Origin of the sequence: Microbacterium sp. NPDC056044 (assembly GCF_042267145.1) — a bacterium.
Lineage (GTDB): Bacteria > Actinomycetota > Actinomycetes > Actinomycetales > Microbacteriaceae > Microbacterium.
The window spans coordinates 141,170-167,096 of the sequence record NZ_JBHJWZ010000003.1; the positions used below are offsets into that span (position 1 = coordinate 141,170).

Annotated in this window: 21 protein-coding genes, 1 tRNA gene, 1 other RNA gene and 1 riboswitch; of the genes, 13 read left to right on the forward strand and 10 right to left on the reverse strand. The window is 71.5% G+C overall.

Annotated elements, in window-relative coordinates:
- The first annotated feature begins 12 nt into the window (after positions 1 to 12).
- Entirely contained in the window at positions 13 to 648 is a 636-nt protein-coding gene (locus ACFC1I_RS09405; RefSeq protein WP_376008298.1) for a TetR/AcrR family transcriptional regulator, read from the forward strand.
- A 106-nt stretch (positions 649 to 754) separates the two neighbouring features.
- Here ACFC1I_RS09405 and ACFC1I_RS09410 read toward each other — a convergent pair whose 3' ends face one another.
- Entirely contained in the window at positions 755 to 2,041 is a 1,287-nt protein-coding gene (locus ACFC1I_RS09410) for an aspartate kinase (RefSeq protein WP_376009329.1), read from the reverse strand.
- Between the two features lie 154 nt (positions 2,042 to 2,195).
- Between ACFC1I_RS09410 and ACFC1I_RS09415 the strand changes: the two genes are divergently transcribed.
- Positions 2,196 to 2,684, forward strand: a complete 489-nt coding sequence (locus ACFC1I_RS09415) for a hypothetical protein (RefSeq protein ID WP_376008300.1) — start codon at positions 2,196 to 2,198, stop codon at positions 2,682 to 2,684.
- 3 nt (positions 2,685 to 2,687) lie between these two features.
- On the opposite strand, the gene ACFC1I_RS09420 is transcribed toward ACFC1I_RS09415, so the two are convergent.
- The 3 genes from ACFC1I_RS09420 to ACFC1I_RS09430 form a co-directional block, all read right to left on the reverse strand.
- Positions 2,688 to 3,623 carry a DMT family transporter gene (locus ACFC1I_RS09420; protein WP_376008302.1) on the reverse strand — a complete coding sequence of 312 codons (936 nt, stop codon included), beginning with the start codon at positions 3,621 to 3,623 and terminating at the stop codon, positions 2,688 to 2,690.
- A gap of 202 nt (positions 3,624 to 3,825) precedes the next feature.
- A complete protein-coding gene (recR, locus tag ACFC1I_RS09425) occupies positions 3,826 to 4,419 on the reverse strand; it encodes a recombination mediator RecR (protein WP_116196093.1) in 594 nt (197 codons plus the stop codon).
- Positions 4,420 to 4,422: 3 nt separating this feature from the next.
- Positions 4,423 to 6,759 (reverse strand): DNA polymerase III subunit gamma and tau, encoded by a 2,337-nt coding sequence (locus tag ACFC1I_RS09430; protein ID WP_376008304.1) that lies wholly within the window; start codon positions 6,757 to 6,759, stop codon positions 4,423 to 4,425.
- 110 nt (positions 6,760 to 6,869) lie between these two features.
- Positions 6,870 to 6,964: riboswitch (TPP riboswitch) on the forward strand.
- Between ACFC1I_RS09430 and thiM the strand changes: the two genes are divergently transcribed.
- The 3 genes from thiM (at position 6,955) to thiD (ending at position 9,925) form a co-directional block, all read left to right on the forward strand.
- Positions 6,955 to 7,773: a hydroxyethylthiazole kinase gene (gene thiM / locus ACFC1I_RS09435; RefSeq protein ID WP_376008306.1), complete on the forward strand. Its 819-nt coding sequence runs from the start codon at positions 6,955 to 6,957 to the stop codon at positions 7,771 to 7,773. It overlaps the preceding riboswitch by 10 nt.
- A complete protein-coding gene (thiE, locus tag ACFC1I_RS09440; protein WP_376008308.1) occupies positions 7,770 to 8,441 on the forward strand; it encodes a thiamine phosphate synthase in 672 nt (223 codons plus the stop codon). Before thiM ends, thiE begins: the two co-directional genes overlap by 4 nt.
- The gene (gene thiD, locus ACFC1I_RS09445; protein WP_376008310.1) at positions 8,441 to 9,925 is read left to right on the forward strand and encodes a bifunctional hydroxymethylpyrimidine kinase/phosphomethylpyrimidine kinase; all 1,485 of its coding nucleotides are present in this window, start codon (positions 8,441 to 8,443) and stop codon (positions 9,923 to 9,925) included. The genes thiE and thiD overlap by 1 nt, the downstream gene beginning before the upstream one ends.
- Positions 9,926 to 10,102: 177 nt before the next feature.
- Here the strand turns inward: thiD and ACFC1I_RS09450 are convergent, their stop codons facing one another.
- The 4 genes from ACFC1I_RS09450 to pta form a co-directional block, all read right to left on the reverse strand.
- Entirely contained in the window at positions 10,103 to 12,628 is a 2,526-nt protein-coding gene (locus tag ACFC1I_RS09450) for a glycoside hydrolase family 65 protein (protein WP_376008312.1), read from the reverse strand.
- Positions 12,625 to 13,356, reverse strand: coding sequence for an HAD family hydrolase (locus ACFC1I_RS09455; RefSeq protein WP_376008314.1), 732 nt, complete (start codon positions 13,354 to 13,356; stop codon positions 12,625 to 12,627). The genes ACFC1I_RS09450 and ACFC1I_RS09455 overlap by 4 nt, the downstream gene beginning before the upstream one ends.
- Before the next feature lie 98 nt (positions 13,357 to 13,454).
- Positions 13,455 to 14,681 (reverse strand): acetate/propionate family kinase, encoded by a 1,227-nt coding sequence (locus tag ACFC1I_RS09460; RefSeq protein ID WP_376008316.1) that lies wholly within the window; start codon positions 14,679 to 14,681, stop codon positions 13,455 to 13,457.
- Positions 14,682 to 14,684: 3 nt separating this feature from the next.
- Positions 14,685 to 16,823 (reverse strand): phosphate acetyltransferase, encoded by a 2,139-nt coding sequence (gene pta / locus ACFC1I_RS09465; RefSeq protein WP_376008318.1) that lies wholly within the window; start codon positions 16,821 to 16,823, stop codon positions 14,685 to 14,687.
- 111 nt (positions 16,824 to 16,934) lie between these two features.
- On the opposite strand from pta, the gene ACFC1I_RS09470 reads away from it, so the two are divergent.
- Positions 16,935 to 17,606, forward strand: coding sequence for an NUDIX domain-containing protein (locus ACFC1I_RS09470; RefSeq protein ID WP_376008320.1), 672 nt, complete (start codon positions 16,935 to 16,937; stop codon positions 17,604 to 17,606).
- Here ACFC1I_RS09470 and ffs read toward each other — a convergent pair.
- Positions 17,601 to 17,697, reverse strand: an RNA gene (ffs, locus tag ACFC1I_RS09475) — signal recognition particle sRNA small type. The genes ACFC1I_RS09470 and ffs overlap by 6 nt on opposite strands.
- 180 nt (positions 17,698 to 17,877) lie before the next feature.
- Here ffs and ACFC1I_RS09480 point away from each other — a divergent pair.
- The 5 genes from ACFC1I_RS09480 to ACFC1I_RS09500 all read left to right on the forward strand — a co-directional run bounded on the left by ACFC1I_RS09480 (position 17,878) and on the right by ACFC1I_RS09500 (position 23,889).
- Positions 17,878 to 18,903 carry an AAA family ATPase gene (locus ACFC1I_RS09480; RefSeq protein ID WP_376008322.1) on the forward strand — a complete coding sequence of 342 codons (1,026 nt, stop codon included), beginning with the start codon at positions 17,878 to 17,880 and terminating at the stop codon, positions 18,901 to 18,903.
- A 7-nt stretch (positions 18,904 to 18,910) separates the two neighbouring features.
- Complete coding sequence (locus ACFC1I_RS09485) at positions 18,911 to 20,170, forward strand: DUF58 domain-containing protein (protein ID WP_376008324.1); 1,260 nt, start codon at positions 18,911 to 18,913, stop codon at positions 20,168 to 20,170.
- Positions 20,157 to 22,436 (forward strand): transglutaminaseTgpA domain-containing protein, encoded by a 2,280-nt coding sequence (locus ACFC1I_RS09490; protein WP_376008326.1) that lies wholly within the window; start codon positions 20,157 to 20,159, stop codon positions 22,434 to 22,436. Before ACFC1I_RS09485 ends, ACFC1I_RS09490 begins: the two co-directional genes overlap by 14 nt.
- Before the next feature lie 41 nt (positions 22,437 to 22,477).
- Positions 22,478 to 22,565 (forward strand) — tRNA-Ser (locus tag ACFC1I_RS09495).
- A 262-nt stretch (positions 22,566 to 22,827) separates the two neighbouring features.
- The gene (locus ACFC1I_RS09500; RefSeq protein WP_376008328.1) at positions 22,828 to 23,889 is read left to right on the forward strand and encodes an FUSC family protein; all 1,062 of its coding nucleotides are present in this window, start codon (positions 22,828 to 22,830) and stop codon (positions 23,887 to 23,889) included.
- Here ACFC1I_RS09500 and ACFC1I_RS09505 read toward each other — a convergent pair.
- On the reverse strand, positions 23,886 to 24,128 hold the full coding sequence (locus ACFC1I_RS09505; protein ID WP_376008330.1) for a hypothetical protein: 243 nt from the start codon (positions 24,126 to 24,128) through the stop codon (positions 23,886 to 23,888). The two genes, ACFC1I_RS09500 and ACFC1I_RS09505, sit on opposite strands and share 4 nt — an antisense overlap.
- 225 nt (positions 24,129 to 24,353) lie before the next feature.
- Here ACFC1I_RS09505 and ACFC1I_RS09510 point away from each other — a divergent pair, with 225 nt between their 5' ends.
- Together ACFC1I_RS09510 and ACFC1I_RS09515 are read left to right on the forward strand one after the other, a co-directional pair.
- Positions 24,354 to 24,698: an ATP-dependent DNA ligase gene (locus ACFC1I_RS09510; protein ID WP_376008332.1), complete on the forward strand. Its 345-nt coding sequence runs from the start codon at positions 24,354 to 24,356 to the stop codon at positions 24,696 to 24,698.
- Between the two features lie 165 nt (positions 24,699 to 24,863).
- Positions 24,864 to 25,910 (forward strand): CorA family divalent cation transporter, encoded by a 1,047-nt coding sequence (locus tag ACFC1I_RS09515; RefSeq protein WP_376008334.1) that lies wholly within the window; start codon positions 24,864 to 24,866, stop codon positions 25,908 to 25,910.
- Positions 25,911 to 25,927 lie beyond the last annotated feature (17 nt).

Sequence of the window (25,927 nt, forward strand, 5' to 3'; positions counted from 1 at the left end):
TAGGGTGAGCCCGTGGCGAGAAACGACGAACGGCGACGCGAGCTCGCGGACGCGGGCATCTCGGTGCTGGCTGCCGAGGGCATGCGCGGCCTCACCCACCGCGCGGTCGACGCGCGCGCGGGCGCGCCGACGGGGACGGCGTCGAACTACTTCCGCAGCCGCGACGCGCTGGTCGCGGCGCTCGTGGAGCGGATCGGCGAACGGCTCGCCCCCGACCCGGCGTTGCACGCGCAGTGGCAGGGGCGCACCCCCGACCGTGCGCTGTTCGCCGACTACACGCGCGACATCGTGCGGCGGCTGACCACGGAGCGCGACGTGACGCTCGCACTGTTCACGCTGCGCCTCGAGGCGGCGCGCAACGAGCAGATCGCGCGGTCGCTCGGCGAGTGGATGCGCAGCGGGTTCGCCGCCGACGTCGCGTTCAACCGCACCGCGGGCCTGCCCGGCGACGCGTTCGAGATCGCGCTGTTCCACTACGCCATCGAGGGGCTGATCCTCGATCGGCTCACGGTGTCGGTCGACCCCGACACCTCGACCGACGACATCGTGGGCGCGCTGGTCGACGGTCTGCTGCAGGGCAGCAACCCCCGCGACCTGCATTCGAATCAGGCGATGAGGCGAGATCAGGCCGCATCGGACGCCGAATGACATGCGTTCGCGTCATCGCCTGATTCGGGTACACGCACGATGGTGTGCCCGACGGATGAGGATGACGGATGCTGCGGGCCGCAGCATCCGTCCCGTCAGAAGTCCGTCAGCGGCCGGTGCCGGCGTAGACGGTCGCCTCGATGTCGCCGTCCAGTCCGTAGGCGGTGTGGACGACGCGGGCGGCCTCGGCGAGGTCGTCGCCGCGCACCACGACCGAGATGCGGATCTCGGAGGTCGAGATCATCTCGATGTTGATGCCCGCGACGCTCAGCGCCTCGAAGAGGGTGGCCGAGACGCCCGAGTGGGTACGCATGCCGGCGCCGACGACCGAGAGCTTGCCGATCTGGTCGTCGTGCACCAGGTTCTGGAACCCGATCTCGGACTGGTCGCCGGCGAGCGCCTTGAGCGCCGTGGCCGCATCGGTCTTGGGGAGCGTGAACGAGATGTCGGTGCGGCCGGTCGTCGCGGCCGACACGTTCTGCACGATCATGTCGACGTTGGCGCCGGACTTCGCGACGACCTTGAAGATCTCGGCGGCCTTGCCGGGCACGTCGGGAACGCCGATCACGGTGATCTTGGCCTGGCCGAGGTCGGTGGCGACGCCGGCGACGATGGGCTCTTCCATCTCTTCTCCCTTTTCGCCCTCGGGGATGCTCATCCCGGGGCCGAGCACGTAGGTCCCCACGCCCGAGCTGAACGTGGAGCGGGCGTGGATGAGCACGCCGTGACGGCGTGCGTATTCGACGGCGCGGATGTACAGCACCTTCGCGCCGTTGGCGGCGAGCTCGAGCATCTCTTCGGCCGAGACGACGCCGAGCTTGCGCGCCTTCGGCACGACGCGCGGGTCGGCCGTGAAGATGCCCTCGACATCGCTGTAGATCTCGCAGACATCGGCCTGAAGCGCGGCAGCCAGGGCCACGGCCGTCGTGTCGGAGCCGCCGCGGCCGAGGGTGGTGATGTCGCGGGTGTCGCGGTTGAACCCCTGGAAGCCGGCGACGATGACGATCGCACCCTCGTCGAGGGCCTCGCGCAGACGGATCGGGGTCACGTCGACGATGCGCGCCGAGCCGTGGTCGGCGGTCGTGATCATGCCGGCCTGGCTGCCGGTGAACGAACGGGCCTCGAAGCCCATCGAGTGGATCGCCATCGCGAGCAGCGCCATCGAGATGCGCTCACCGCTCGACAGCAGCATGTCGAGCTCGCGCGGCGCGGGGATGGGCGCGACCTGGCCGGCGAGGTCGAGCAGCTCGTCGGTGGTGTCGCCCATCGCGCTGACGGCCACGACCACGTCATGGCCGGCGCGGCGCGTGTCGACGATGCGCTTCGCGACGCGCTTGATGCTCTCGGCATCAGCGACCGACGATCCGCCGTACTTCTGGACGATCAGCGCCACATCGAACTCCACGCGTTTTGTCTGAGGGTGGGCGAGAACGGATGCCGCGTCCCGCGGTCTCCTGTCACCCAAGGGTCCATCTTACGGACGCGCTCATGCGCGACCGGCCATGTGTCGGGTGACTCGGGCGGCGGGGCGCCACTAGCATCCGAGCATGGAGCAGATCGAGGCGTGGTCGGAGTTCAACGTCGCGATGGTCGGGGCGACGGCAGCCCTGGCGGGCCTCGTCATCGTCGCCGCCAGTGTCAACATCGGCGACATCATCAAGGAGGCCTCGCTCACGTCCCGCCTCGCGGCCGGCATCTCAGGGCTCGTGCTGGCGCTCATCGGCTCGGCGATCGGACTCATCCCCAGCGTCGGCGCTGTGCCCTACGGCGTCGCGATGATCCTCATCGCCCTCGGCGCCGCGGTGTTCCAGGTGCAGGCCACGCGCCGGATCTTCGAGAACCGGCACCCCGCCAACCGGATGCGCTGGCTCAAATCGGCGGTGGGCTTCGTCGCGCCGCTCGCCTACCTGGTCGGCGGCGCGCTGCTGACGGCAGGCCAGCCCGGGGGCCTCGCATGGTTCGCCGTCGGCTCGATCGTGGCGATCGTCGCCGCCCTGCTGGTGTCGTGGATCGTGCTGGTGGAGGTGCTGCGCTGACGCTCACCCGTTCGAGATCGGCGGCAGCTCGACCTCGGGCTCGCGCCTGCGGGCACGGAGGGCGCCTCCTGTGGCGGCGAGCCAGCAGCCGAGGATCACCAGCGGGAAGCCGATCAAGAGACCCGGGGTCAGCGGCTCGCCCAGGATGATCGTGCCCAGCACGATCGCGACCACCGGATTGACGTAGGTGAACAACGGCGCGCGGACCGGGCCGACGCGGGCGATGAGCGCGAAGAACGCGATGAACGCCACGGCCGTGCAGAGCACCGCGAGCGCGACCAGCGACACGGTGCTCTCGACCGTCGGCACCTGGTGCTGCGTCAGGAACGCGATCGGCGTGTAGAAGATGCCGACGGCGAAGAGGGCGAGCGTGATGGAGCCGAGGGACGGCACGTCGCGCAGCTTGGTCGCGATGACGAACGGCGCGATCGCGTAGAGGAGCGCGACGAGCAGCACCTCGCCGACAGCCAGCAGCCCGCCGCCGCCCTCGACGGCGAGCCCGGGCCCCGCGACGATCACGAACACACCGGCGAAGCCGATGAAGAGCCCGATCGCCCGAGCCGGGCTGAGCACCGAGCGGTCGCCGCCGCCGAACGCGATGAGCGCGGCGAACAGCGGGACGGTCGCGACGAGGAGCCCGGTGAGACCGGAGGGCAGCGTCTGCTCGGCGTGGCCGAGCAGCAGGAACGGCCCCGCCATCTCGATGGCGCCGAACAGGAGTACCCAGCCGATCTTCGCGAACGCGGGCCGCAGCGCCTTCTGGTGGAGCGCGAACGGGAGCAGCAGGAGCGCGCCGAGAAGTGTGCGCCCGGCGACCACCGCGGCCGGCGAGTACGACTCGACGGCGATGCTGATGAAGAGGTACGGGACGCCCCAGAGGAGCGCCATCGCGGCGAACAGCAGCCACGCACGGGTGTCGAATCTCTGCGAGGAGTTCATGCGCGTCGTCTCCGTCTGAGGTGGGGCAAGAGGCCGCCGCGAGCTGGGGCGGCGACGTCGTCGCCCCAGGTTCTGCGCTCACCGCACGATGCGCGAGTCGGCCGACCGCCAATCTACGGCGGACTTCCGACAACCGCGACAGCGCGGGAGCGTCAGTCGGGCTCGACGGTGGGGCCGCGCGACGCGCGGGCCTCCGAGCTGGTCAGACGGAGCGGCGGCCCTCGAAGGCGCGGCCGAGCGTGACCTCGTCGGCGTACTCGAGGTCGCCGCCGACCGGGAGGCCGGACGCGAGGCGCGTGACCGTGATCTCGAGGGTGTGCAGCAGCCGGCTCAGATAGGTCGCGGTCGCTTCGCCCTCGAGGTTGGGGTTCGTGGCGAGGATGACCTCCTGCACGGTGCCGTCGGCGAGCCGCTGCATGAGCTGCGTGATGCGCAGGTCGTCGGGGCCGATGCCCGCGATCGGGCTGATGGCGCCGCCGAGCACGTGGTACAGCCCGCGGAACTCGCGGGTGCGCTCGATGGCCGCGACGTCCTTCGCGTCCTCCACGACGCAGATGAGCGTCTGGTTGCGGCGCGGGTCGCGGCAGATGGAGCAGCGATCCTGCTCGGAGACGTTGCCGCACACCTCGCAGAAGCGCACCCGCTCGCGCACCTCGCTGAGGAGCTCGGCGAGATGCGACACGTCGAAGTTCGGCGTCTGCAGGATGTGGAACGCGATGCGCTGGGCCGACTTGGGCCCGATCCCGGGAAGGCGGCCGAACTCGTCGATGAGGTCTTGGACGATGCCGTCGTACATGGGTTAGCTGAACCTCGTCGGGGGCTCGTACGGCTCTTCGCGCACGAACGTGGCGCCGAGCACCTGGCGCACGACCGCCTCGCCGTAGCGCTGCACGCCGCCGTTGCGCGTCGTGACCACGGGGGTCAGCGGCGGCGCGACCGTGGGCGGCACGGGGAGGTCGGCCGCAGCATCCGTGTCGTCCGTGTCGTCGTCATCGTCGTCGCGCTCTGCCGGCGGGGCGACCTCGGTGCGCGGAAGCACCTGCCCCTCGCGGGGCGGGGCCAGCGTCGCGACCCGCGCGGTCGCGGCTTCGGCCTCTTCGGGTTCGTCGTCGACCGCGAACTGTGCGGGCGTCTCGACGGGGAATGCGGCCGGGCCTGGGTCGGGCGGTGGCGCATCGTCGTCGGACGGGATGGGCGCGACGGCCCAGTCGGTCACGGGGGCTGCGGCGGCGGGCGCCGGTGCCGCGGCCCGAGAGGGCGCAGGTGCAGAAGCTCGGGGAGCCGACGACCCGCGCGGTGTCTCTGGTGCGGAGGAACGCGGTGTCTCGGGCGCAGAGGCGCGCGGAGCGGAGGGCGTCGCAGCAGGCGAGGGCACGGCGCCGGGGCTCGTCGGTGCCGCGTTCGCCGGGACGTCGACCGTCGGTCGCGGCGCCTGAGGGACCGACTCCTGTCGCGGGGCGTCGCGCGGGGGACCTGCCGGCGCAGAACCGCCCGGGCCGCCGGCGCCACCCGCTCCCCCGCCACCGGCAGGGTCGTGACGGGCGATGTACTTCACGCGGATGCCGAGCACGGCCAGGATCGCCTGACGCAGGTCTTCGCTCGGGCCCTTGCCGGCGGCGAGCTGCTTGAACTTCGCGACATCGCTCTGGCTGGCGAAGGCGAGGGTGAGCACGTCGTCGTCGAGGGCGACCGTGCGGGCGCCGGAGGCGAGCATCCAGGACGAGCGGCTCACGTTCTCGAGCTGAGCGAGCACCTGGGGCCACGACTGCTGCAGGCGGTCGAGGGTGACGGGGCCGGTGGGAACCGGAGGCGCCGCCACCGGCGCAGGCTCGACGGGCGGCACGGCGGCAGCGGCCTGCGCAGCAGGAGCCGGTGCCGCCGCGGGCGCTGCCGTCCCAGCCGGGGCCGATACGGCCACCGAAGTCGGCGGCGCTGCAGGCGCCAGCGCAACCGGCGCGACCGCTGCCGGCGCACCGGCGGTCGGCGGCGCGGCGGTCGGCGCAGCACCGACCGGCGCGATCGCGGGCGCGGCCGCGGCACCGCGCGCCAGCACGCGGGCGACCATCAGCTCGAGCTGCAGGCGCGGCGACGTGGCGCCGGTCATGTCGTCGAGGGTCGCGATGACGAGGTCGGCGATGCCCGACAGGCGAGCCGTGCCGAACGCGTCGGCCTGACGCTGCATGCGGGCGAGGTCTTCGGCGGAGACGCCGCGGAGCACGGCCGCCGCTCCCTGACCCGTCGCCGACACGACGATGAGATCGCGGAGGCGCTCGAGCAGGTCGTCGACGAAGCGGCGCGGGTCCTGCCCGGTCTGCACCACGCGGTCGACGGCGGCGAACGCCGCCGACGCGTCGGACGCGCCGAAGGCGTCGATCACCTCGTCGAGGAGCTCGGCGTGCGTGTAGCCGAGCAGTGCGACGGCGCGGGCGTAGGTGACCTTCGCGTCCTCCGATCCGGCGATGAGCTGGTCGAGCAGCGACAGGGTGTCTCGCGGCGATCCGCCGCCGGCGCGCACGACGAGCGGCAGGACGCCCCGCTCGACGTCGACGCCCTCCTGCGTGCACAGCTGCTCGACGTACTCGAGCATCGCCGCCGGGGGCACGAGCCGGAACGGGTAGTGGTGCGTGCGCGAGCGGATGGTGCCGATGACCTTCTCGGGCTCGGTCGTCGCGAAGATGAACTTGACGTGCTCGGGCGGCTCTTCGACGAGCTTGAGCAGGGCGTTGAAGCCCTGCGGGGTGACCATGTGCGCCTCGTCGAGGATGAAGATCTTGAAGCGGTCGCGCGCCGGCGCGAACACCGCCCGCTCGCGCAGATCACGCGCGTCGTCGACGCCGTTGTGGCTGGCCGCGTCGATCTCGACGACATCGAGCGAACCGCCGCCGCCGCGACCGAGTTCGACGCAGCTGTCGCATGTGCCGCACGGCGTGTCGGTCGGGCCCTGCGCGCAGTTGAGGCACCGCGCGAGAATGCGGGCCGACGTGGTCTTTCCGCACCCGCGGGGGCCGGAGAACAGGTACGCGTGACCGACACGGTCGCCGCGCAGCGCGGTCATGAGCGGCTCGGTGACCTGCGACTGCCCGATCATCTCGCCGAACGACTCGGGCCGGTAGCGGCGATACAGGGCGGTGGTCACTCCCCCAGCCTACGGCGTGGCGCCGACATCGCGGCCTCGGGGTTCGGCGTCCCCGCCGGGCGTCGGCGACACACGGCGACGGCACGTCGGGATCGCCTGCTAGATTCCTCGGCAGTGACACGGGGTGCCCGCACGGCGGGCTGAGAACACACCCGTCGAACCTGATCTCGATCATGCGAGCGAAGGGATGTCGCGATGAACGCGCGCACCGAAGCACACCTGTCCGCCCTCTCCCCCGCCGCCGCGCTGACGGCGCTGCGCGAGGCCTCACCCCTGGTGCAGTGCATCACGAACGCCGTGGTGACGAACTACACCGCGAACGCCCTCCTGGCGGTCGGCGCCGCCCCCGCGATGTGCGACATCCCGGGCGAGGCCGGCCTCTTCGCCGGCGTCGCCGACGGCGTGCTCGTGAACCTCGGCACGCCCGCCGCCGAGCAGCGCGACGCCGCCCGCGAGGCGGTGCGCGCCGGCACCCCGTGGGTGCTCGACCCCGTCGCGGTCGGTGTGCTGCCCGTGCGCACGGCCCTCGCGGCCGAGCTGCTCGAGCACCGCCCCGCCATCGTCCGCGGCAACGCCTCCGAGATCCTGGCCGTCGCCGGGGAGGGCGGCGGCGGTCGCGGAGTCGACGCGACGGACGGAACGGATGCCGCGGCCGACGCCGCACGGTCGCTCGCGCTCCGCACGGGCGGCGTGGTGGCCGCGTCGGGTCCGGTCGATCTCATCACCGACGGCGAGCGGGTGGTGCGCGTCCATGGCGGGGACGCGCTCCTCACCCGCGTCACCGGCGGCGGCTGCTCGCTGGGCGCGGTGATGGCCGCGCTGGTCGGCGTGTGTGCTCCGTTCGAAGCGGCGGTGGCAGCATCCGTCCTCTATGCCGTCGCGTCGGAGCGGGCCGCGGCGCGCGCCGACGGACCGGGCTCGTTCGCGGTCGCCTTCCTCGATGCGCTCGACGCCGTCGCCGACGACCCCGCCGAGCTCGACGCTCGCGTCGACGCCGCCCTGGCACGGCGATGAGCCGGTGCGGAGCGCGCCTCGCGCTGCATCTCGTCACCGACGACCGGCTGCCGTTCGACCGGCTGCTCGCGGTGGTCGACGCCGCCGCCGGCGCGGGAGTCGACGTCGTGCAGCTGCGGGCGAAGTCGGTCACGGCCCGCGAGCTGATCCGTCAGGCGACGGCGCTGTCGGACGTCATCGACCGCCGGTGCCTGCTCCTCATCAACGACCGCGTCGACGTCGCCGTGGCGGCACGGGATGCCGGCGCCCGCGTGGACGGCGTGCATCTCGGCCAGAGCGACCTGCCGCCCGAGACCGCGCGCCGCCTCCTCGGGGCGCACGCCGTGATCGGATGGACCGCGAACTCCGCGGAGCACCGGACCGCGGCCGGGCTCGCCCGGAACGGCACGATCGACTACCTCGGGGTCGGGGTGATCCGGCCGACGTCGACCAAGCCCGACCACCCGCCGGCGCTCGGCATCGACGGTTTCGCCGCGTTCGTCGCGGGGACGGACCTTCCGTGCGTGGCGATCGGCGGAGTGGTCGAGTCGGATGTCGCGGCCCTGCGCGACGCCGGCGCGGCCGGTGTCGCCGTCGTCTCGGCGATCTGCGGAGCGGCCGATCCGGCCGCCGTGGCGCGTGCACTGCGGGCGGCGGCCGATGCGCCGCCGCTCGCGGGGGTGGCGTGATGACCGACACCGCGCTGACCGCGCCCGCACCGCGTGCGGTGCGGGCGGTGCGGGCGCGAACGATCCCGCGCGTGCTGAGCATCGCCGGCACCGACCCGACCGGGGGCGCCGGGGTGCAGGCCGACCTCAAGTCGATCGGCGCCCTCGGCGGCTACGGCATGGCGGTGGTCACCGCGCTCGTGGCGCAGAACACCCGGGGCGTGCGCGAGGTGCACGTGCCGCCGACGGCGATCCTGGCCGCACAGCTCGATGCCGTGTCGGACGACGTCGACATCGACGCCGTGAAGATCGGCATGCTGCAGTCCGCCGAGATCATCGAGACGGTGCGCGCGTGGCTCGGCCGGGTGCGCCCGCCGATCGTCGTGCTCGACCCGGTGATGGTCGCGACCAGCGGCGACCGGCTGCTCGACCCCGCGGCGGAGGAAGCGCTGCGCAGACTCGTGGCCGAGACCGACCTCGTGACGCCGAACCTCGCCGAGCTCGCGGTGCTCGCCGGGCGGGCGCGCGCGACCACGTGGGCGCAGGCGCTCGACGACGCCCAGGCCCTGGCCCGCGCGACCGGCACCACGGTGCTGCTCAAGGGCGGGCATCTCGAGGGCGCGGACTGCCCCGATGCGATCGTCGCGCCCGACGGCGCGGTGCACGACATCGCCGGCGCCCGCGTCGAGACGCGCAACACCCACGGCACCGGCTGCTCGCTGTCGTCGGCGATGGCGACGCTGCGAGCCGGAGGCGCGTCGTGGCCGCACGCGCTCGAGCGGGCGAAGACCTGGATCACCGGCGCCCTCGCGCACGCCGACGCGCTCCAGGTGGGTCATGGCCACGGCCCGATCGACCATTTCCACGAGCACCGGGGCGCAGCATCCGTCGCCGTATCGGCATGGTCGGCGCAGGTGTGGGATGCCGCGGCCGCGGTGCGCGCGGACGTCGACGACCTCGCGTTCGTGCGCGGGCTGGGCGACGGGACGCTGCCACCAGGGACGTTCCTGCGCTACCTCGCGCAGGACGCCGTCTACCTCGGCGAGTACTCGCGCGTACTGGCGAGGGCGAGCGCGCTCGCACCCACCCCGGACGAGCAGGCGTTCTGGGCGAAGGCCGCGGAGTCCTCGATCGTCGAGGAACGTCGGCTGCACGAGGCGCACCTCGGGCGCGCGACTGTCGTCCCCGCGCCGCAGACGCTCGCGTACACGAACCACCTGCACGCGTCGGCCCGCTCGTACGGCGAGCTCGTGGCCGCGCTGCTGCCGTGCTTCTGGCTGTACACCGACCTCGGCATCCGTCTCGCCGCCCGCCGCCACGACGCGCACCCGTACGACGACTGGCTCGCGATGTACGGCGACCCCGCGTTCACGGCCGCCACCGCACGGGCTACGGAGATCGCGGATGCCGCGGCCCGCGAAGCAGGACCGCTCGAGCGCGCCCGCATGGACGACGCGTTCGCCCGCTCGATGGCGCACGAGCGCGAGTTCTTCGCCCGCGCCTGACCCCCGGCGCCCGCCGGCGCGGGCGGGGCGGGGCTCGCTGCCCGCACCGGAATCAGGCGATGAGGCGAAATCAGGCCGGATCGAGTCCGGATCATCCTGTCTTCGCCTCATCGCCTGATTCGGAGACAGGCGGGCGGGCGAGAACGAGCACGCACGGACGGGCCTGGCCCCGGGTGGCTATACGTCGGCGCCGTGCTCGACGTCGGCGGCTCCGACGATGATCGGGATCGACGACGTGACGGTGGGGACCGACGCCGACAGCAGCGAGCCGTCCTCGCGGCGCGCATCGCCGAGCTCGCGCAGCGACGGCCGCCCCGGGATGACCGGGCCCTGCCCGTCGAGCGGGGCCACGACCTCTTCGCCGGCGCCGACGACGTAGCCGACGCCGCGCACGCTGAAGCCGACGGGGTCGCCCTCCGTCGCGCGCACGCGCAGCTCGTCGCGGGTGACGGTGACGACCAGGCGCGTGCCGTGCCAGTGCAGCACGAACTCGAGCGACGGCCAGTCCGCCGGCAGACGCGGGTCGAACGACAGCTCGCCGAAGTGGTCGCGCATGCCGCCGAAGCCCGCGACGAGGGCAGTCCACACGCCGCCCGCCGACGCCACGTGCACTCCGTCGGCGGCGTTGTGGTGCAGGTCGCCGAGGTCGACGAAGATCGACTGCCGGAAGTACTCGAGCGCCAGGTCCTGGTAGCCGACCTCGGCGGCGAGAATCGCCTGCACGACCGCCGACAGCGTCGAATCTCCCGTGGTCAGCGGGTCGTAGTACTCGAAGTCGGCCAGCTTGTCCTCGTCGGAGAAGTGGTTGCCCTGCAGGAACAGCGCGAGCACGACGTCGGCCTGCTTCAGCACCTGATACCGGTAGATCACCAGCGGGTGGAAGTGCAGCAGCAGCGGCCGCTTGTCGGGCGGGGTGTTCTCGAGATCCCAGATCTCGCGCTCGAGGAACACGTGATCCTGGGGATGGATGCCGAGGCTCGGGCTGAACGGGATGTGCATGGCCTCGGCGGCCCGCTCCCAGGCCTCGGGCTCGCCCGGCTCGAGGGCGAGGCGGTCCACCATCTGGCGGTACACCTCGCCGTCGGCCTCGGCCATCTCGCGGATGGTGCGGGCGGCGAAGCGGAGGTTGAACCGCGCCATGACGTTCGTGAACAGGTTGTCGTTGACGACGGTGGTGTACTCGTCGGGGCCTGTCACGCCGTGGATGTGGAAGGTGTCGCCCTCGCCGTCGAGCACGCCGTCGCTCGAGCGCCAGAAGCCGAGCGTGGCCCACAGGCGCGCCGTCTCGACGGCGATGTCGACGCCCTCCCGGAAGAGGAACTCGTTGTCACCCGTCGCCCGCACGTACTTGGCCAGGGCGAAGCTGACGTCGGCGTTGATGTGGTACTGCGCGGTCCCCGCGGCGTAGTACGCGGATGCCTCTTCGCCGTTGATGGTGCGCCACGGGAACAGCGCCCCGGCCTCGTTGAGCTGGAACGCCCGGCGCCGGGCGGCGGGCAGCATGAGGTACCGCATGCGCAGGGCGTTGCGGGCCCACAGCGGCGTCGTGTACGCGAGGAACGGGAGCACGTAGATCTCGGTGTCCCAGAAGTAGTGGCCGGAGTACCCCGAGCCCGTCATGCCCTTCGCCGGCACGCCCTGGCCGTCGGCACGCGCCGACGCCTGCGCGAGCTGGAACAGGCACCAGCGGGTCGCCTGCTGCAGGTCGTCGTGGCCGCCGATGCGCACGTCCGAGCGCTCCCAGAACGCGTCGAGCCATGCGCGCTGACGGACCCGGATCGTCTCGACGCCCTCGCCGAGCGCGCGGTCGAGGGAGCGGCGGCAGCGGTCGACGAGCTCGCGCGCGGGCACACCGCGGGAGGTGTGGTAGCTCACGAGCTTCGTCACGCGGATCGGGACGCCGGCCTTCGCGTTGACGCGGAACACGTTCTTCGCGATGTCGGGCTCGATGAGCGTGCGCGACGTGTACTCGTTCTCGGTCTCGACGAGGTGGTCGGCGACGACGGCGAGGGTCATGCCCGAGTCGGTCACGCGGTACGACAGCGCGGCGCGCAGCTTGTCCTGCCAGTACTCCTGCGGCTGCAGGACGCGCTCCTCGAGCTTCTCGGACTTGCGCGGGTCGAACCCGGCCCGGCGCGGCGCCAGCGGCGTGCCGCCGTAGACGTCCTCGCCGTCCTGCCGGTTGAGGATCTGGCAGCTGATCGTGACGGGCGCGTCGGCGTTCAGCACCGTGACGTCGATCGTCATGAGCGCGAGGTGCTTCTCCTCGAACGACACGAGTCGCTCGTAGTCGATGCGCACCTCCTTGCCCGACGGCGTCACCCACAGGATGTGCCGACGCTGCACGCCGTCGCGCATGTCGAGCGTCCGCTCGTACTCGCGCACGTCGGCGACGTCGAGCGACAGCGGCTCGTCGTCGACGTAGACGCGCATGACCTTGGCGTCGGGGGCGTTGATGATCGTCTGGCCGACCTCGGCGAACCCGTACGCCTGCTCGGCGTGACGGATCGGGAACGTCTCGTGGAAGCCGTTGATGAACGTGCCGTGCTCGTGCGCGTGACGGCCCTCGGGCTGGTTGCCGCGCAGACCCAGGTAGCCGTTGCCCACGGCGAACAGCGTCTCGGTGACGCCCGCGTCGTCTACATCGAACGACGTCTCGACGAGGCGCCACGGGTCGACGGGGAACCGGTCGCGATCGATCATCGTGCGAACTCCTCCAGATCCTTCACCACGACGTGCGCGCCGGCATCGACGAGGTCCTGCACGCCGACACCACGGTCGACGCCCACCACGAGCCCGAAGCCGCCGGCGGCCGCGGAGCGCACGCCGCTGATGGCGTCTTCGACGGCGGCGCTGCGTGCGGGTTCGACCCCCAGCATCCGTGCCGCCTCCACGAACACATCGGGTGCGGGCTTCGAGGCGAGGTGATCGCGCTCGGCGATGACGCCGTCCATGACGACGGTGAAGCGGTCACGGATGCCGGCTGCCGCCAGCACCTCCTCCGCGTTCTTGGAGCTCGACACCACCGCGACCGGGGTTCCGGCCGCCGCGAGCACGTCGAGCAGCTGCAGCGAACCGGGGTAGGCCGCGATGCCCTCGGCGCGGAGCACGCGCTCGAAGACCGCGTTCTTGCGGTTGCCGATGCCGCACACCGTGTCGGCGGTCACCGGGTCGGACGGCTGGCCCCACGGCACCTCGACATCGCGCGAGCGCAGCAGGCTCGCCACGCCGTCGTACCGCTTCTTGCCGTCGAGGTGGTCGAAGTAGTCGCGCTCGGTGTACGCCGGGGTGATGTCCCACGCGGCGAAGAGCTCCTCGAACATCGTCTGCCACGCGTGCATGTGCACTTCGGCGGTGGGCGTCAGGACGCCGTCCAGATCGAACAGCACGGCGTCGTAGGCGGTCAGATCGGGCAGGGCGTCGTCAGCCACAGAACCTCCGGGAACGGGAGCGGTACGGATGCTCGGCACGGCGTCGGGCCGTCCAGCAAGCGTAATGCGGTCGGGCGGGCGGAAGACACCCCGGAAGGTCAAGACGCGGCGACGCTCAGGGTCTGGCGGGCGATCTCGAGCTCCTCGTCGGTCGGCACGACGAGCACCGTCACCGCGGAGGCGTCCGTCGAGATGACCCGGATGCCGCGCTCGCGGCTCTCGTTGCGCTCGTGGTCGATCTCGACACCGGCGAAGCCGAGCGTGGCGAGCGCCTCGGCCCGGACGTGCGGGGCGTTCTCCCCCACGCCGGCCGTGAACGAGATGACGTCGGCGCCGCCGAGCTGCGCGAGGTACGCGCCGGCGTACGCGCGCAGCCGGTGCACGTACACCTCGAACGCCAGGATCGCGCGCTCCTCGCCCCGCTCGATGGCGGCGCGGATGTCGCGCAGATCGTTGGAGCCGGCGAGCCCGAGCAGGCCGCTGCGCTTGTTGAGCAGGTCGTCGAGGTCGTCGACCGACATGCCCGCGCGCCGTTCGAGCTGGAAGAGCACGGCAGGGTCGATGTCGCCGGAGCGCGTGCCCATCACGAGCCCCTCGAGCGGCGTGAAGCCCATCGACGTGTCGATCGAGCGTCCGCCGTCGATCGCGGTGACCGACGCCCCGTTGCCGAGGTGGAACACGATCTGCTTGAGCTCGGCGAGCGGACGGCCGACGAACGCCGCCGCCGCTTCGCTGACGAACTTGTGCGACGTGCCGTGGAATCCGTAGCGGCGGATGCGATGGGATGCTGCGACCTCGGCGTCGATCGCGTAGGTGTAGGCCGCGGGCGCCAGCGTCTGATGGAAGGCGGTGTCGAACACGGCGACGTGCGGCACGTCCGGGAACGCCGAGCGGGCCGCGACGATCCCGGCCAGGTTCGCCGGATTGTGGAGGGGCGCGAGCACAGAGAGCTCGTCGATGTTGATCTCGACCAGCGGCGTGATGAGCGTGGGCTCGAAGAAGCGCGCCCCGCCGTGCACGACGCGGTGCCCCACGGCCACGGGCGGTGTGTCGGCGAGCGACGAGCCGTCCGACGCGAACGCCTCGAGCATCACCGCGAAGCCCGCGGTGTGATCGGGGATCGGCAGCTCCCGGGTGCGCGTCGCATCGAGGAACGCCGGCGACGGGCCGTCCGTCGGCGTCGCGTAGACGGTGTGGCGGGCGACGCCGATCGCGTCGCCGATGCGCTCGACGAGGCCCGAGGCGAGCGTGCGCTCGGAGTCCATGTCGAGGAGCTGGTATTTGAACGACGACGAGCCGCTGTTGATCACGAGCACCGGGGTCATCGCTCACTCCCCCTGCGCCTGGATCGCGGTGATCGCGATGGTGTTGACGATGTCGTCGACCAGCGCGCCGCGCGACAGGTCGTTGATCGGCTTGTTGAGGCCCTGCAGCACCGGCCCGATGGCGACGGCGCCCGCCGACCGCTGCACCGCTTTATAGGTGTTGTTGCCGGTGTTGAGGTCGGGGAAGACGAACACCGTCGCGCGTCCCGCGACCGCCGACCCCGGCATCTTCGCCGCCGCCACCGCGGCGTCGGCCGCCGCGTCGTACTGGATCGGCCCTTCCACGAGCAGCTCGGGGGCGCGCGAGCGGACGAGGGCGGTAGCATCCCTCACCTTCTCGACGTCGGCACCCGATCCCGACTCGCCCGTCGAGTACGACAGCATCGCCACGCGCGGATCGATGCCGAACTGCGCGGCCGTCGCCGCCGACGAGATCGCGATGTCGGCGAGCTGCTCGCTCGTGGGGTCGGGGATCACGGCGCAGTCGCCGTAGACCAGCACGCGGTCGGCGAGCGCCATGAGGAAGACGCTCGAGACGACCGAGACGCCGGGCTTCGTCTTGATGATCTCGAACGCAGGGCGGATGGTGTGGGCCGTGGTGTGAGCGGCGCCCGACACCATGCCGTCGGCGAGTCCCAGGTGCACCATCATCGTGCCGAAGTACGACACATCGGTGACGGTGTCGGCGGCCTGCCCGACAGTGACGCCCTTGTGGGCGCGCAGGCGCGCGTACTCCTCCGCGAACTTGTGCACGTGGACGGCGTCCAGGGGCGAGAGCACCTCGGCACCCTGGATGTCGATGCCCAGTTCGATCGCGCGTGCGCGCACCTCGAACGGCTCGCCCAGGATCACGAGGTCGGCGATGCCGCGCTTGAGCACCGTCGCCGCGGCGCGCAGCACCCGGTCGTCGTCACCCTCGGGCAGCACGATGCGCTTGCGCTCGGCGCGCGCCCGCTCGATGAGCTGGAACTCGAACATCAACGGGGTGACGACCGTCGCACGGGCGAGCCCGAACGCGACGAGCAGCTCGTCGGTGTCGACGCTCTGCTCGAAGAGCGCGAGCGCCGTGTCATAGCGGCGCTGCGAGTCGGCCGCCAGGCGACCGCGGGTGCCCATGATGCGCACGGCGGTCTCGTACGTGCCGAGCTCGGTCGTGATGATCGGCACGCTCGAGCCGAGGCCGTCGAGCAGGCGGGTCACCGGCTCCGGGATCTCGAAGCCGCCGTTGAGCACGATGCCCGAGATCGAGGGGAACGTGCCCGACGCGTTGGCGAGCAGCGTGGCCAGGAGCACCTCGGAGCGGTCGGCCGGGATGACGACGACCCCGCCCTCGAGCAGTCGCGGCAGCACGTTCACCATCGACATGCCCGCCACCACCACCGCCAGCGCCTCCCGGGTCAGGCGGTCGGGATCGCCGGCGATCATCTCGCCGTCGACGGAGCGCATGATGCCGCGGATCGACGGCGCGACGAGGTAGCGGTCCTCGGGGATCGCCCAGACCGGCACGGGCGCGGCCGGGGCGCCGCCCAGGTGCGCGTGGATCGACCGGCGGATCGCCTCGACGGTCTCGTCCCCCCGCACCGGATCGGCGCGGTTCGCGACGACGGCGAACAGCTTCGCGCGGCTGTGCCCGAGCTCGGCGAGCGCGAGATCGGCGATCTGGCCCATCTCGGCGGGGGTGCGCGCGAGCGACGAGCCGAGCTGCTCGGGCTGCGTCTGGTTCTGCGCCGAGCGGCCGCCCAGCACCAGCAGCACCGGGGCGCCGAGGTTGGCGGCGATGCGGGCGTTGTACGCGAGCTCGGCGGGGCTGCCGACGTCGGTGTAGTCGCTGCCGACGATGACGACGGCGTCGCACTGGGCCTCGACGGCCTTGTAGCGCTCGACGATCGTCGCGAGCGCAGCATCCGGATCGTGCCTCACGTCGTCGTACGTGACGCCGATGCAGTCGTCGTACGGCAGGTCGACGCCGTCGTGGTCGAGCAGCATCTCGAGCACGTAGTCGCGCTCGACGGTCGACCGCGCGATCGCCCGGAAGACCCCCACGCGCGGGGTCGCATGGCTCAGCGCGTCGAGCACTCCGAGCGCGACCGTGGACTTCCCCGAATGACCCTCTGCCGACGTGATGTAGATGCTCTGCGCCACGCGTCCAGCCTATGGGCGGCACGGATGCTGCGGCCAGGCGTGCCACCGGATCAAAAGCGGTATGCCGGTCGGAGGCGGGAACGTCGCGCGTCCGCGGATACCCTCGACGGCATGCACGAGCCCCGCCCTGGAATCGACGTCCCCGATCACCGCGGCCGGGTCCGCCTCGACCAGACGGGACGGGACCTGGACCGCAATCCCGACGTGCGGGTGACGGACGTCGAGGTGCTCGCGTCGGCCTGGCACGTGCTGCGGCGCACGACGCTGGAGTACCGCGGGCCGTCCGGCGCCTGGGAGACGCAGCAGCGCGAGACGTACGATCGCGGCAACGGCGCGACGGTGCTGCTCTACGACCCCGCCCGGCGCACGGTGCTGCTGACGCGGCAGTTCCGCTACCCCGTCTACGTCAACGACCACCCCGACGGCATGCTGATCGAGACGGCCGCCGGCCTGCTCGACGAGGACGACCCCGCGACGGCGATCCGACGGGAGGCGGTCGAAGAGACCGGCGTCGACATCGGCGAGCTCGAGCACGTGTGGGACGTCTACATGAGCCCCGGCTCGGTCACTGAGCGGCTGCACTTCTTCGCCGCGCCCTACGACGGCACGGCCGGGCTCGGCGACCGCGGCGGCCTGGCGGAGGAGGGCGAGCACATCGAGCTGCTCGACCTCGGCATCGAGGAGGCGCTCGGGATGATCCGCGACGGGCGGATCCAGGATGCGAAGACCATCATGCTGTTGCAGTGGTCGGTGCTGGAGGGCCCCTTCGCCCGGAAAGATTAAGACTCTCCGCGAACCCGGCAGAGCCTGGTTACCCTTGCTACGTTTCCGTCCTGGGGGAGTTGGCCTGGATGCCGCCTCGCGGAGAGCTGGGTCCAGTCTAACCCGTCCGGCGACCCGGCCCCGACCGGCCGGCGCCGGCGGCGGTCGTCCAGGGTTCTCCCAGCAGGGCCGATACCCATCCGATATCGCCGCGATTAGGATCGGTCGCGTGGGCGAGGGAGCCCGCACCCACCCGCGACCCGCTCGTCCGAGGGCGGAACAGGAGCCCGCGATGGTCGATACCGCGATGACGGATGCTGCATCGAAAGGCTCGGGTGCGCTCGGGGCTTCCACGGCCGAGGGGTTCGCCCGTGTCACGGACGCGATCCTCGACTCGGTGGGCAGCGTCATCGACGGCAAGCCGGAGGCTGTGCGCAGCGCGCTGGTGTGCCTCCTCGCGGAGGGGCACCTCCTCATCGAGGACGTTCCCGGCGTCGGCAAGACGATGCTCGCTCGGGCCCTGGCCACCTCCGTGGACGCGACGGTCCGCCGCATCCAGTTCACACCCGACCTGCTCCCCGGCGACGTGACCGGCGTGAGCGTGTTCAACCCGGTCGAGCGCGAGTTCGAGTTCAAGCCCGGCGCGATCTTCGCGAACATCGTCATCGCCGACGAGATCAACCGCTCCTCCCCCAAGACGCAGTCGGCCCTCCTCGAGGCGATGGAGGAGCGCCAGGTCACCGTCGACGGCCGCACGCACTTCGTACCCGACCCGTTCCTCGTCGTCGCGACGCAGAACCCGCTCGAGATGGAAGGCACCTATGCGCTTCCCGAGGCGCAGCGCGACCGCTTCATGATGCGGATCTCGATGGGCTACCCCGACGCGCGGTCGGAAGCCCTCATGCTGCGCCAGCGCGACACCGTGAACCCGCTCGACCAGCTCGCGCCGGTCGTCTCGGCGGACGAGATCGCGGGACTCGTCGCCTGGGCTCGTGCGGTGCACGTCGCCCCCGCCATCGAGGACTACGCCGTGGCGCTCGCGCAGGCCACCCGCACGCACAGCGACCTGCGCCTGGGCGCGAGCCCCCGCGCCACGCTGCAGCTGGTGCGCGCCGCCAAGGTGTGGGCCGCGCTCGACGGCCGCGCCTTCGTCATCCCCGACGACATCACCGCCCTCCTCGCCCCGGTGTTCGCACACCGCCTCATCCCGACCCGCGCCGCGGGCGGCGCCCGCGCGTCGAGCGCCGCAGATGCGATCACGACGATCCTCGAGCGCATCGCCGCGAGCGTGCGGGTGCCGATCGCCGCACGTCAGTGACAGCACCATGAGACGCATCTGGCCGCTGACCGTCCGGGGCACCGGAGCGCTCGTCCTCGCCATCGCGTGCTTCATCGTCGCGGGCGAAGCGGGGCTCACCGAGCTGGTCTACTTCGGCATCCTGCTGCTGGCGGTCGCGGTCGCGAGCATCGCCTCGCTCTACGTGGGGCGCCGCTCCGACGCCGTCAGCCGCGCGCTGGTCCCGGACGTCGTCTCGGTCGGGCGCGAGGTCCGCGTCTCGGTGCGCGTCGAGGTGCGGACGGCTCTGCCGACGGCGCCCGGCACCTGGCGTGACGGTCTGCCGAAGGGACTCCGCGGCACTGCCGAGGGCGCGTTCCCCGCGCTCGGTTCGGGATTGCGCGGCGGCGAGCGCGGCGGGGCCCGCAGCATCGACCTCGTCTACACCGTGACCGGTGCCCGGCGCGGGGTCCACTCGCTCGGGCCGCTCACCGTGCGTTCGTCCGACCCCTTCGGGCTCGCGCGGCGCACTGTCGTGTTCAGCCAGCGCACGCCCGTCACGGTGGCGCCGGCGGTCGTCGACCTGCCGCCGCTCGTCGACTACGCGGGCGCCACCGGCGGCATGCTGCACACCACCACCGACCAGCTCGGCCAGGGCTCGGACAACCTCGTCGCGCGGCCGTACGCCCCCGGCGACTCGATGCGGCGCATCCACTGGCGGGCGACGGCTCATCGCGACGAGCTCATGGTGCGGCAGGAGGAGCAGGAGTCCACGCCCGAGGCCACTGTCGTCATCGATCGCGCCGCGCTGCGCTGGTCTCCCGAGGCGCTGCGCGCGCCCGGCGCCGACCCCGGCTTCGAGGCAGGCATCTCGGCGTGCGTGTCGGCGGTCGCCCGGCTCGTGCACGACGGCTACGCCGTCGAGGTGCTCGACTCCGAGGGCACCGTGCTCGTCGACCGCATCGACGGCGGCGACATGACCGAGGTCGACGCGATGCTGGTGCAGTTCGCGACGATCACCGCGCACCGCGACGACGCGCTCCCGCGACTGTCGCGCCTGTTCGCGGGAGCATCGACGGGGCCGATCGTGCTCATCGTCGGGCGGCTCGACCCGGCCGATGCCGTCGCGATCGGGCCGATCTCGCACCACAGCACGCTTCCCCTCCTGCTGTCGGCGGCCCCGGTCGGCGACGCGCTCGACATCGCCGCCGATCACGGCTGGCACGTGGCTGCCGTCGGCCCCGATCGCGACCTGGGTCTCGCGTGGGCGAACGCGATCGGCCGGGGGGTGCACCATGTCTTCGGCTGAGGCAGGCCGACAGGTGCGCGCCCGCGGCGGTGAGCGGCTGCTGACGTTCGCGATCCTCGCGGCGCTGCTGGCGGCCCTGCTGCCGGTCGTCCGGGTCATCGAGCCCGGGTGGTGGATCCTCGCCGCGCTCGCGCTGTCGGCGATGATCCTCGCGGCCGGCTACACCGCGCGCCTCTACCGGCTTCCGGCGGTCGCCGTCACCCTCATCGAGGTCGCCGTCTGGGTCGTGTTCATGACCCTGGTCTTCCTCCGGGACACCGCTCTGCTGTGGATCATCCCCACGCTCGACACCTTCCGCTCGGTGCCGCTGCTCGTCGAGGCCGCGGCGGAGGAGATCGCCGTCGGCGCGGCGCCCCTCGAGCCGACGCTGTCGCTGGCGCTCGTCGTGGTCGGGTCGATGGGGCTGCTCACGATCATCGTCGACCACGTCGTCGTGACCGCACGGATGCCGCTGCTCGCGTCCGTCGGCATCGTCGCGGTCTCGCTCATCCCGGCGATCGCGGCACCGAGCGAGGTCGACGTCATCGGCTTCGTGTTCCTCGCGGTGACGATCCTGTTCCTGCTGCGCTCCGAGACCAGATCGCGCGAGAAGCCGCTGGAGCGCGAGGCGGAGCGCACCGCCGGAGTGCCGGCGACCGCACTCGGCATCGGCGCGATCGCGATCGTCGTGGCGGTCGTCGCGACGCCGGTGCTGCCGCAGCCCGGTGCACGGGCGGGGTCGGGACTCGGCCCGGGACCCGGGATCGATGCGACGCTCCAGCTCGGCGACGACCTGCGCCGGCCGCAGGAGATGGAGGTGCTGCGGGTGCGCACCAACGCGCCGTCCGTGCCCTACCTGCGGGCCACGACCCTCTCGCGCTTCGACGGCGGCGCGTGGGAGCCCGACCGTTCGCAGACCGTGTCGCTCCAGAGCGAGCGCGCATTCGGCGTCGTGGACTCCGCCGCCGACATCCGCCTCGGCGAGTACACGGCGAAGGTCGACGTGGTGAACCTCGATTCGCAGTGGGCCCCGGTGCCGTATCCGGCCGTGGGGATCACGGGTCTCGGCGGAGGGATGTGGGGCGCGGTCCCCTACAACCACACGGTCGCGACGACCGGCGGCTCGACACAGGGCCAGTCGTATGAGGTCGCGTACAACGTCCCCCGGCCGTCGCTGGAGCAGATCAGGGCGGCCGTGTCGGTGGGATCGCAGGCGCGAGACGAGACGACACAGCTCCCCGACGACACCCCGCCGATCATCGGCGAGCTCGCCCTCCAGGTGACCGCCGACGCCACGACGGACTACGACCGGCTGACCGCGCTGCAGCGCTGGTTCCGCGGGACCGAGTTCCGGTACTCGCTCGAGTCGCCGGTCGAGGACGACTTCGACGGCAGTGGCGCGGAAGCGGTGGCCCGGTTCCTCGAAGTGCGCGAGGGCTACTGCATTCACTTCGCGTCGGCGTTCGCCCTCATGGCGCGCACCCTGCACATGCCGTCGCGGATCGTCGTCGGGTATCTGCCCGGCACACCCACCACCGACACGATCGACGACCAGCCGGTCTTCTCCGTGTCGAGCTCGCAGCTGCACGCGTGGCCCGAGGTGTTCTTCGACGGCATCGGCTGGGTGCCGTTCGAGCCCACCTCCGGGCTCGGCGTTCCGACGACGTTCTCGTCCGAGCTGACGCTCCCAGGTCAGACCACCGACCCCGATGCCACGACCCCGCAGTCGACCCCCACCCCGACGGCGCGCGGCGACCAGGCCCAGATCGACCTCGAAGAGCAGCGGCAGAACGCCTCCGGCGGGTCCGCCCAGGACAGCTTCGATCCGCTGCCGATACTCGGCGTGGTGGCCGCGGTGGCCGTGCTGCTCGCGCTGCCGTTCCTCATCCGCGAACTGCGGCGACGGCAGCAGGACGCCGCCGCGCGCGGCGGCGACGCGGCGGCGGCGTGGCAGTCCGTCCAGGAGGCCGCGATCGACGTCGGCATCGCCGTGCCTGCCAGCGAGACGCCGCGCGCGTTCGCCGGCAGGCTCGTCGCAGAGCACGGGGTCGCCGCATCCGAGATGAACACGGTCCTGCTCGCGATCGAGCGCGCCAGCTACTCGCGCGCCGGGACCCGCTCGTACTGGATGGGAGACGCGGCGGCCGATGCCGCAGCATCCGTCCGCACGTCCTTGCTGGCATCCGTGCCGCCCTCTCGCCGGATCCTGGCGCTGCTCGCACCGCGTTCGCTCGTGATCCGGCCGGGGAGCGTCTACGCCGGCAGCGCCCCGGTTCGGGCAGGGTAGCCGGGCAGGGTAGGATGGTCGGCGGCCCTCCGGGGCCACCCGGAGGATTCGCCTAGTGGCCTATGGCGCACGCTTGGAAAGCGTGTTGGGTGCAAGCCCTCGGGGGTTCGAATCCCCCATCCTCCGCCACAGTTCTGCATCAGCGCACGGTGTCGTCGACGCCTGACGTTCGCGCTGCGAGGTGCTCGCACTTCGAGCCTGCGCGCACGCGGCAACCCCGTCATCACCAGATTTCGGCCATGTCGGACGCGAAATCCGGGGTCCTATACTGAGGCCTGATCGGCGCCGATGCGCCGGGCCGATCACCGGCTCGAAGCCACGTCGATCGCACGGCGACAGGTGGCATCGGAGCCTCGGCGGGTGGGGCGCTCAGAGTCCGAACGGGGTCGTCATGAAGCTCAGCGAGGTGTTCGGCTTCGACAGGTCGAAACTGAACTGGCCGCTGGGGCTGACGGTGGCGGTCGCGATCTTCGTCCCGCTCGTTCTGCTCGCGCTGGTCGGCCAGGACGTCTACTGGCTGAGCGTGTCGTTCGGCGTGCTGTTCGTCGGGTTGGGCGACCCGGGCGGCCGGCTCGCGACGCGTGCGGCGTACGCGGCGGTCTTCGGTGTGATCGGCGCCGTGGTGACGGCCTGGGGCATCGCCGTGGGAAGCGCCGGCTGGGTGCTGGTGACCCTGTCGACCGTGGTGATCACCCTCGCGACGGGGCTGGTGATCCGATTCGGCGTGCGTCGATTCGTCACCGGGTCGCTCCTGACGGCGTGGTTCCTGATCGCCATCTCGCTCCCACCAGGATTCGGCGCGGCGGGGATCACGCTCAACCCGTGGCTCCAGGCGCTCGCCTGGCTGGCCGGTGCCGCCGCCTGGTTCGTGCTGAGTTCGATCGTCACGGTCATGCGCCGCCGACCGGAGCGGGATCCGCTCGTGGCGGAACTCCCGACCGACACGAAGGGCGGCGCGCTCACCAAGCCGGTCGTCGCCTACTCGGTGCTCCGCACCCTCGCGGTGTCCGGCGCGGTCGCGATCGCCTTCGGCTTCCAGCTGCCCTACGCCGACTGGATGCCTCTGGCAGCCCAGGTCGCCATGAAGCCCGACGCACGCCAGTCAAGACTGGCCGCGACGCAGCGGGTGGTCGGCACGGCGCTGGGCGCCGTCATCGCCATCGTCTTCCTGCTCACCGTCGACCAGACGTACGTCCTCGCCGGCGTGATGGTGCTGCTCGCGCTGGTGGGTGGGGCATTCCGGACAGCGAACTACGCGCTGTACACCACCGGGATCGCCGGGACCGCCCTCATCGCGCTGGACATCTCCGACCCGACGAACCTGGCTGATGAAGGGCTACGGATCCTCTTCACGCTGATCGGCGTCGGGATCGCGATCGGCGTCATGGCGCTGGCCGCTGTCATCGCGCGACCCTCCGCGGGCCGCGACGCGAGCGTGGAGGCCCAGGCCTAGTCCTCGCTGGGCCGACCGGCCTTGCGGCGTTCCAGCCGCCAGTGGATCTCGTGCGTCGTGGGGTGACGCCACTCGATCATCCGGTACTCGAAGCCGGGGAGCAGGACGATCGGGATCGGGTCAGGAGAAGCCGGTGCCACCGCGCCGACCACGATCTTCGCGTCGGTCGGGATGAACGGCGACTGCGCCGGGATGGGTGCAGTGAGGATCTCGACTGGGTCTCCGTACGGTCGCGCCATAACCGCAGGATAGCAGGCTCTGAGGAGTACCTGAGGGACTTCTGGATTGGGCTCTGCGGACCGTGAACCACTAGATAGCAACCCGATAGCAGGAGATGGAAGGCCGGCCTGTGCCCACCGTTCCGCCTGCCCGTCGACGCACTTCGGGTCTCTCTTGCCCCAAATGGATATCGGCGTACCGTGTGCAACAGGGAACGTCGACCCGATCGAGTGGAGGTGTCTTCGATGGGGAAGCTGATCTACGAGAACACCGTCAAGGTCGATTTCGAAGACCGCGCGCTGGCGCATCTCCAACTCGTCATCACCGCCAAGCTGCGGCGGAAGGAAGCGTTCCACTTCACCTGGAAGGATGACGCGAGCATCGGCAACGGCCGGACCTCGGTGTGGATCCATCCCGAGGCGAGCCTGGTCTTCAAGTACTACGGTTCCCGGCCGCCGCACCTCAACCATGCCTGGCTGGAAGCCCTCGTCGTCACGGCCAACTCGCCGGCCGGGCTCTATCTCGTTCCCGAACCTGCGGCACCCGCGAAGTCCATCGACGCCGGCGAGCTCCTCCCCGCCGACGCGTAGCCCCGGCTGGACGGCGCGGCGGACGGGGGTGCAGCGCGCGCCCGCGCGCAGGTGTGTGGCCCCGCCGCCTGTCAGACACCTCGCCGTGGCGGGGAACGACGCTCTTGTCAAGGGGCCTGACTTCCCCTGGCACGCGAGGAACTCTCGCGGCGAGGAGGAACCCCCATGGCCGAAGCAGCCGACCCGAAGGCGACGCCCCAGGGGGCGTCGGAGCAACCGGAAGCCGCGCGACGCAGCGCAGACATTCTCGTGGTGGGCGACGCGGTCGAGCCGACCGATGTCACGCTGGAGGAGGTTCCCGATCTCATCGACCACCTGCGACGCAAGGACGAGTTCGTGTGGCTGCATCTGCGCGAACCCGATGAGGACGCCGTGCGCCGAGCGCGGGATGTCCTCGGCATCCATCCCACCGCCGTCGCCGACGTCGTCTCGCGCCGGCAGCAGCCGAAGGTGCAGAAGTTCGACGAGCACTTGTTCGTCATGCTCTGGAATGTGCTGCGCCTCTCGGACACCTCACTCGTGCTGGGCGAGACCTACCTCTACATCGGGGAAGGCTGGCTCCTCACCGTGCAGCGCGGCAACGGAGCGGAACTGCCCGATCTGCCGACGCTGCTCCGGGACGCGCCGGCCGGCTCGCGTGCCGACACATTGCCCGCCGCGCACCGGATCATCGCCCAGATCGTCGACGGCTACGCGAAGGCAGCCGCCGAGATCGAGGAGGCGCTGGAGGAGCTCGAAGAGCAGATCTTCAGCGAAGGAGGGCGTGAGGATCACCATCGGATCTACCGCGTCCGCAAGAACATCGGTCGCGTGGACCGTGCGGTCTCGAGCATCGCCGCGGCGCTGCACGAGAGCACCCGGCACCTGGAGACCCTCACCGTCGGCAGCGAGCAGATCCTGCCGTATCTGCACGACCTGCTCGACGATGCGGCGGGCACCGCAGCGCTCATCAACAACCAGAGCAAGGGCCTCGACGCCATCCTCTCCAGCCACGAGAACAACACCGCTGCCCGCCAGAACCAGGACATGCGCACGATCTCGGCCTTCGCTGCTCTCCTCGCGCTGCCGACGCTCATCGCGGGGCTCTATGGGATGAACTTCAAGAATCTGCCGCTCGTGCAGTGGCAATACGGCTGGATCGTCATCGGGGTCACCATCGTCCTTGTCGATCTCGTGATCTACGCACTGTTCAAGCGCCGCCACTGGCTGTGAGCGTCCCGGCGCGGCAG

Bases quoted from the DNA above. Each gene is read 5' to 3' on its own strand.
- ACFC1I_RS09415 (WP_376008300.1), top strand. From the start codon at position 2,196: ATGGAGCAGATCGAGGCGTGGTCGGAGTTCAACGTCGCGATGGTCGGG.
- ACFC1I_RS09420 (WP_376008302.1), bottom strand. From the start codon at position 3,623: ATGAACTCCTCGCAGAGATTCGACACCCGTGCGTGGCTGCTGTTCGCC.
- recR (WP_116196093.1), bottom strand. From the start codon at position 4,419: ATGTACGACGGCATCGTCCAAGACCTCATCGACGAGTTCGGCCGCCTT.
- thiM (WP_376008306.1), top strand. From the start codon at position 6,955: ATGAACGCGCGCACCGAAGCACACCTGTCCGCCCTCTCCCCCGCCGCC.
- thiE (WP_376008308.1), top strand. From the start codon at position 7,770: ATGAGCCGGTGCGGAGCGCGCCTCGCGCTGCATCTCGTCACCGACGAC.
- thiD (WP_376008310.1), top strand. From the start codon at position 8,441: ATGACCGACACCGCGCTGACCGCGCCCGCACCGCGTGCGGTGCGGGCG.
- ACFC1I_RS09450 (WP_376008312.1), bottom strand. From the start codon at position 12,628: ATGATCGATCGCGACCGGTTCCCCGTCGACCCGTGGCGCCTCGTCGAG.
- ACFC1I_RS09460 (WP_376008316.1), bottom strand. From the start codon at position 14,681: ATGACCCCGGTGCTCGTGATCAACAGCGGCTCGTCGTCGTTCAAATAC.
- ACFC1I_RS09470 (WP_376008320.1), top strand. From the start codon at position 16,935: ATGCACGAGCCCCGCCCTGGAATCGACGTCCCCGATCACCGCGGCCGG.
- ACFC1I_RS09480 (WP_376008322.1), top strand. From the start codon at position 17,878: ATGGTCGATACCGCGATGACGGATGCTGCATCGAAAGGCTCGGGTGCG.
- ACFC1I_RS09485 (WP_376008324.1), top strand. From the start codon at position 18,911: ATGAGACGCATCTGGCCGCTGACCGTCCGGGGCACCGGAGCGCTCGTC.
- ACFC1I_RS09490 (WP_376008326.1), top strand. From the start codon at position 20,157: ATGTCTTCGGCTGAGGCAGGCCGACAGGTGCGCGCCCGCGGCGGTGAG.
- ACFC1I_RS09500 (WP_376008328.1), top strand. From the start codon at position 22,828: ATGAAGCTCAGCGAGGTGTTCGGCTTCGACAGGTCGAAACTGAACTGG.
- ACFC1I_RS09505 (WP_376008330.1), bottom strand. From the start codon at position 24,128: ATGGCGCGACCGTACGGAGACCCAGTCGAGATCCTCACTGCACCCATC.
- ACFC1I_RS09510 (WP_376008332.1), top strand. From the start codon at position 24,354: ATGGGGAAGCTGATCTACGAGAACACCGTCAAGGTCGATTTCGAAGAC.
- ACFC1I_RS09515 (WP_376008334.1), top strand. From the start codon at position 24,864: ATGGCCGAAGCAGCCGACCCGAAGGCGACGCCCCAGGGGGCGTCGGAG.